Source organism: Streptomyces sp. NPDC007162 (genome assembly GCF_040634175.1).
Classification (GTDB): domain Bacteria; phylum Actinomycetota; class Actinomycetes; order Streptomycetales; family Streptomycetaceae; genus Streptomyces.
Genome location: NZ_JBEYFC010000504.1, coordinates 1 through 6390 on the forward strand (window position 1 = coordinate 1; position 6390 = coordinate 6390).

Genomic DNA, 6390 nt, shown 5'->3' on the forward strand with positions numbered 1-6390 from the left:
GTTGCGTCCCGCCCCGCCTCTCAGGAGCGCCTACCGACCCCACCAGGGGCGCGGGGAACCGCGCACAGTGAGCGCTCCGACCCGCACGTACGAGAAGGGACCGGCCCCCGTGGAGACCGGGCCCTTCTCGTTCAGGCCGGTGCCGCCTACGCCTTGCGCAGCCGGAACGTCAGCGACAGCCCTTCGTCGGTGAAGGGGGCGCCGTAACCCTCGTCCCCCTCGCCCTGCGCGAAGTCCGTCGCCAGCACCTCGTCGGCGATCAGCGAAGCGTGTTCCGCCAGTGCCGCGATCACCGCTGGGTCCGTCGACACCCACCTGAGCGCGATCCGGTCGGCCACGTCCAGCCCGCTGTTCTTGCGCGCCTCCTGGATCAGCCGGATCGCGTCCCGCGCGAGGCCCGCCTGCCGCAGCTCCTCCGTGATCTCCAGGTCGAGCGCGACGGTCGCACCGGAGTCCGACGCCACCGACCAGCCCTCGCGAGGCGTCTCGGTGATGATCACCTCGTCCGGGGCCAGCGTCACGGTCTCGCCCTCGACCTCCACCGACGCCGTGCCCTCGCGCAGCGCCAGCGACAGCGCGGCCGCGTCCGCCGCGGCGACCGCCTTGGCGACCTCCTGCACCCGCTTGCCGAACCGCTTGCCCAGCGCCCGGAAGTTGGCCTTGGCCGTGGTGTCCACGAGCGAGCCGCCCACATCGGACAGCGACGCCAGCGACGACACGTTCAGCTCGTCGGTGATCTGCGCGTGCAGCTCCTTGTCGAGCGCGTCGAAGCCGACCGCGGCGACCAGCGCCCGGGACAGCGGCTGCCGGGTCTTCACGCCCGACTCCGCGCGCGTGGCCCGGCCGAGTTCCACGAGCCGTCGTACCAGAACCATCTGCTTCGACAGCTCCGGGTCGATCGCGGACAGGTCGGCCTCCGGCCAGGACGCCAGGTGCACCGACTCCGGCGCGCCCGGGGTGACCGGCGCGACCAGGTCCTGCCACACCCGCTCGGTGATGAACGGGGTCAGCGGGGCCATCAGCTTGGTGACGGTCTCGACGACCTCGTGCAGCGTGCGCAGCGCGGCCTTGTCGCCCTGCCAGAAACGGCGGCGCGACCGGCGGACGTACCAGTTCGACAGGTCGTCGACGAACGCGGACAGCAGCTTGCCGGCCCGCTGGGTGTCGTACGCCTCCAGCGCCTGCGTCACCTGGTCGGTGAGGGCGTGCAGTTCGGACAGCAGCCAGCGGTCCAGGAGCGGGCGGTCGGCCGGGGCCGGGTCCGCCGCGGACGGCGCCCAGTTCGACGTACGGGCGTACAGCGCCTGGAAGGCGACCGTGTTCCAGTACGTCAGCAGGGTCTTGCGGACGACCTCCTGGATGGTGCCGTGGCCCACCCGGCGAGCCGCCCACGGCGAGCCGCCGGCCGCCATGAACCACCGCACCGCGTCCGCCCCGTGCCGGTCCATCAGCGGGATCGGTTCCAGGGTGTTGCCCAGGTGCTTGGACATCTTGCGGCCGTCCTCGGCGAGGATGTGGCCGAGGCAGACCACGTTCTCGTAGCTGGACTTGTCGAAGACCAGCGTGCCGACCGCCATCAGCGTGTAGAACCAGCCGCGGGTCTGGTCGATGGCCTCGGAGATGAACTGCGCCGGGTAGCGGCTCTCGAACAGCTCCTTGTTCTTGTGCGGGTAGCCCCACTGCGCGAACGGCATCGAACCCGAGTCGTACCAGGCGTCGATGACCTCCGGCACGCGCGTGGCCGTCTTCGCGCACTCGGGGCAGGCGAAGGTGACGTCGTCGATGAACGGGCGGTGCGGGTCCAGCTCCGACTGGTCGGTGCCGGTCAGCCCGGTGAGCTCCGCGCGGGAGCCGACGCAGGTGAGGTGGCCGTCCTCGCAGCGCCAGATCGGCAGTGGGGTGCCCCAGTAGCGGTTGCGGGACAGCGCCCAGTCGATGTTGTTGTCCAGCCAGTCGCCGTACCGGCCGTGCTTGACGGTGTCCGGGAACCAGTTGGTGTTCTCGTTCTCCTGGAGCAGCCGCTCCTTGACGGCCGTGGTGCGGATGTACCAGGACGGCTGCGCGTAGTAGAGCAGCGCGGTGTGACAACGCCAGCAGTGCGGGTAGCTGTGTTCGTACGGCAGGTGCTTGAACAGGAGGCCGCGCTGAGCCAGGTCCTCGGTGAGCTTTTCGTCGGCCTTCTTGAAGAAGACGCCGCCGACCAGCGGGACGTCCTCCTCGAAGGTGCCGTCCGGACGGACCGGGTTCACCACCGGCAGGCCGTAGGCGCGGCAGACCTTGAGGTCGTCCTCACCGAAGGCGGGGGACTGGTGGACCAGGCCCGTACCGTCCTCGGTGGTGACGTATTCCGCGTTCACGACGTAATGCGCGGGTTCCGGGAACTCGACGAGCTCGAACGGACGTTGATACGTCCAGCGCTCCATCTCGGCGCCGGTGAAGGACTCGCCGGTGGTCTCCCAGCCCTCGCCCAGCGCCTTGGCGACGAGCGGCTCGGCCACGACGAGCTTCTCGGTGCCGTCGGTGGCGACGACGTAGGTGACCTCCGGGTGCGCGGCGACCGCCGTGTTGGACACCAGGGTCCACGGGGTGGTCGTCCACACCAGGAGCGCGGCCTGGCCGGCGAGCGGACCGGAGGTGAGCGGGAAACGGACGTACACGGAGGGGTCGACGACCGTCTCGTAGCCCTGTGCCAGCTCGTGGTCGGACAGGCCGGTGCCGCAGCGGGGGCACCAGGGGGCGACGCGGTGGTCCTGGACCAGCAGACCCTTGTCGAAGATGGTCTTCAGCGACCACCAGACCGACTCGACGTACTCGGGGTCCATCGTCCGGTAGGCGTCGTCGAGGTCGGTCCAGTACCCCATGCGGGTCGTCAGCGCCTCGAAGGCGTCGGTGTGGCGGGTCACCGACTCGCGGCACTTGGCGTTGAACTCGGCGATGCCGTAGGCCTCGATGTCCTGCTTGCCGCTGAAGCCGAGCTCCTTCTCGACCGCCAGCTCCACGGGCAGGCCGTGGCAGTCCCAGCCGGCCTTGCGGGCCACGTGGTAGCCGCGCATGGTGCGGAAGCGGGGGAAGACGTCCTTGAAGACGCGCGCCTCGATGTGGTGGGCGCCGGGCATGCCGTTGGCGGTGGGCGGGCCCTCGTAGAACACCCATTCCGGGCGGCCCTCGGACTGCTCCAGGGTCTTGGCGAAGATCTTCTGCTCGCGCCAGAAGTCGAGCACGGCGTGCTCGAGGGCGGGCAGGTCGACCTGGGCGGGTACCTGGCGGTACGTCGGCGCTGTCATCTGCGAGCTTCCTCCAACGGACTTGCTGCCTTCCGTCGGAGGGACGAGAGCCTTGTCGTGCGGACGCCGTGTGCGGCGCGCTCCCGCGGTACCACCCTCCTTGGCCCGCCGGACGCCGTGCGCGCCGGTGAGCCCCCTCATTGGGGTCGCGAAACCGGTTCTACTCGCCGCTGCTTGCCGGCTGCGGCTTTCTTCCGGCGGCTCCGGGGTGATCTTCGCGTCGCGCTCGCCCCCGGGCTCCCACCGTCCCCGGGTCGCTCTGGGCTGCGTACGCCGCTACTCGTCCCCATCCACGCTTCTCGCTCCGCCCAGTGTACGGCGCCGCGCGGACAGCGGCCGACCCGATTTCCGGGAGCCCTCCCGGGCCCCGGCGGCGCGGGCCGGTCCGGTGGCCGGGATGACCCGAATGGCGAGGTACGCGTGTTCGCATCCTGGGATGTCCGGCTCGGCGGATTACCCCGCGGGGAGCTGGGCACAACGCATGCATACCTGCTGCGAGGGGGGTGCGGGGCAGGCGGATCGGGCGGCGTGCCCCGTTGCCGCGGGACTCGAGTCGATTTATCGTCCCAGCACGATGCGCGTGCAAGATCACAATATGTGAAGGGGCCGCGGCCATGGTGGCGAAGAAGACCGCCGTACAGCAGTCGGCGTCCGGCCGGTCCAGGGGCACGGCCGCCTCCGACTCGGGTGAGAAGCACACCGCCAAGAAGACGGCCGCACAGAAGGCGCCGGTGAAGAAAGCACCGGTGAAGAAGGCGACGACGGGGAAGGCGACGACCGGGAAGGCGGCGACCGCGGCGGCCGAGCACGTCGCGGACCAGCCGGACAAGGGCGCGTCCAAGTCCGCGGCGGCGAAGAGCACGGCGGCGAAGAGCACGGCCAAGAAGAGCACGGGCAAGAAAGCGGGCGCGGCACGGGCCGCGAAGCAGACGGGAGCCACGACGGTGGTTGCGAAGAAGACCCCTGGCACGGCCACTGCGGCGGCGGAGACCGCCGTTCCCAAGGCCCGGGTCGCCACGGCGGTCCCGGGCGAGCTCGCGGTGCGTCCGGGCGAGGACCCGTGGACGCCCGAGGAGGTCGCCGAGGCGCGCACGGAGCTCACGACCGAGGCGACGCGGCTGCGCACCGAGATCGAGACCTCCGAGAACGCCCTGGCCGGCCTGATGCGGGACTCCGGGGACGGCGCGGGCGACGACGAGGCCGACACCGGCACCAAGAACATCACACGCGAGCACGAGCTGGCGCTGGCCGCCAACGCGCGCGAGATGCTCGAACAGACCGAACGGGCCCTGCAGAAGCTGGACGCCGGCACCTACGGGCTCTGCGAGAACTGCGGCAACCCCATCGGCAAGGCCCGTATGCAGGCCTTCCCGAGGGCCACCCTGTGCGTCGAGTGCAAGCAGAAGCAGGAACGCCGCTACTGAGCACCGGGGTCGCGTGGGGTGTGCCGTACTCTCGTCCCGAGGCAGGCACCTAGGTTGAGGGACTCACGTGGCAGAGGCGGAGCGCATCATCGGTACGCCGGACACCCCGGACGACGGCGGCGAGCGGACGGCGACGCCCGACGCGGCCGGTGCGGATCAGCAGCCGGCCCCGGACGGACGGCGACCCGGGCGCGGACGCCGCATCGCCGTGCTGTTCGCGGTGGCCGCCTTCGCGTACACCCTCGACCTGGTCAGCAAGATGATCGTGGTCGCGAAGCTGGAGCACCACGCGCCGATCGAGGTGATCGGCGACTGGCTGGAGTTCCACGCGATCCGCAACCCAGGTGCGGCCTTCGGGTTCGGCGGCGCCTTCACGATCATTTTCACACTGATCGCGGCGGCCGTGATCGTCGTCATCTTCCGCCTCGCGCGCAAGCTCTACAGCTTCCCCTGGGCGATCGCCCTGGGCCTGCTGCTGGGCGGCGCGCTCGGCAACCTCACCGACCGGGTCTTCCGCTCACCGGGGGTCTTCGAGGGCCAGGTCGTGGACTTCATCGCACCGAAGGGCTTCGCGGTGTTCAACCTGGCCGACTCGGCGATCGTCTGCGGCGGCGTCCTGATCGTGCTGCTCTCCTTCCGGGGCCTGGACCCGGACGGCACCGTCCACAAGGACTGACCGGGGCCGGAGCGGGGCGTACGGGCTCGCGTACGGGGCTGTCCGCGCGGTCCGGCATACTCGACGGGTGAGCACGCTTCCCGAGATCCGCACCCTGCCCGTGCCCGACGGCCTGGAGGGCGAGCGCGTCGACGCCGCCATCTCCCGCATGTTCGGCTTCTCCCGCACCAAGGCGGCCGAGCTGGCCGCGGCGGGCAAGGTCCAGGTCGACGGCTCGGTGGTCGGCAAGTCCGAGCGGGTGCGCGGCGGAGCCTGGCTGGAGGTCGAGATGCCGGGGACGCCCGCACCCGTGCAGATCGTCGCGGAGCCCGTCGAGGGCATGGAGATCGTGCACGACGACGACGACGTGGTCGTGATCGTCAAGCCGGTCGGAGTGGCCGCGCACCCCTCCCCGGGCTGGACCGGGCCCACCGTGATCGGCGGCCTCGCGGCGGCCGGCTACCGCATCTCCACCTCCGGCGCCGCCGAGCGCCAGGGCATCGTGCACCGCCTCGACGTGGGCACCTCCGGCCTGATGACGGTCGCCAAGTCGGAGCGGGCGTACACGTCGCTGAAGCGCCAGTTCAAGGAGCGCACGGTCGACAAGCGCTACCACACGCTCGTCCAGGGCCACCCCGACCCGACCAGCGGCACCATCGACGCCCCCATCGGCCGCCACCCGCAGCACGACTACAAGTGGGCGGTCACGGCCGACGGCAAGCCCTCCGTGACCCACTACGACCTCATCGAGGCGTTCCGCGCGGCCTCCCTGCTCGACGTGAAGCTGGAGACCGGCCGCACCCACCAGATCCGCGTCCACATGTCCGCCCACCGCCACCCCTGCGTCGGCGACCTCACCTACGGCGCCGACCCGACCCTCGCCAAGCGGCTGCACCTGACCCGCCAGTGGCTGCACGCGGTCCGGCTCGGCTTCGAGCACCCCGGGGACGGCGAGTGGGTCGAGTTCGAGAGCGACTACCCGGCCGACCTCCAGAAGGCGCTCGACCAGGTCCGCGAGGAGACGTAC

4 protein-coding genes are annotated in these 6390 nt (G+C 71.0%); 3 read left to right on the forward strand and 1 reads right to left on the reverse strand.

The genetic code is table 11. From position 1 onward, the window contains the following. Positions 1-146: 146 nt before the first annotated feature. Positions 147-3284 carry an isoleucine--tRNA ligase gene (gene ileS, locus ABZ646_RS37420; protein ID WP_360529401.1) on the reverse strand — a complete coding sequence of 1046 codons (3138 nt, stop codon included), beginning with the start codon at positions 3282-3284 and terminating at the stop codon, positions 147-149. Between the two features lie 614 nt (positions 3285-3898). Here ileS and ABZ646_RS37425 point away from each other — a divergent pair. From ABZ646_RS37425 to ABZ646_RS37435, 3 genes are all read left to right on the forward strand, one after another. Further along, positions 3899-4708, forward strand: coding sequence for a TraR/DksA family transcriptional regulator (locus ABZ646_RS37425; RefSeq protein WP_360529404.1), 810 nt, complete (start codon positions 3899-3901; stop codon positions 4706-4708). Positions 4709-4775: 67 nt separating this feature from the next. Then, positions 4776-5384 (forward strand): signal peptidase II, encoded by a 609-nt coding sequence (gene lspA / locus ABZ646_RS37430; RefSeq protein ID WP_360529407.1) that lies wholly within the window; start codon positions 4776-4778, stop codon positions 5382-5384. Positions 5385-5451: 67 nt separating this feature from the next. Beyond that, positions 5452-6390 (forward strand): RluA family pseudouridine synthase (locus tag ABZ646_RS37435; protein ID WP_360529410.1); only part of this gene is annotated, 939 nt, incomplete at its 3' end.

Bases quoted from the DNA above. Each gene is read 5' to 3' on its own strand.
- ileS (WP_360529401.1), bottom strand. From the start codon at position 3,284: ATGACAGCGCCGACGTACCGCCAGGTACCCGCCCAGGTCGACCTGCCC.
- ABZ646_RS37425 (WP_360529404.1), top strand. From the start codon at position 3,899: ATGGTGGCGAAGAAGACCGCCGTACAGCAGTCGGCGTCCGGCCGGTCC.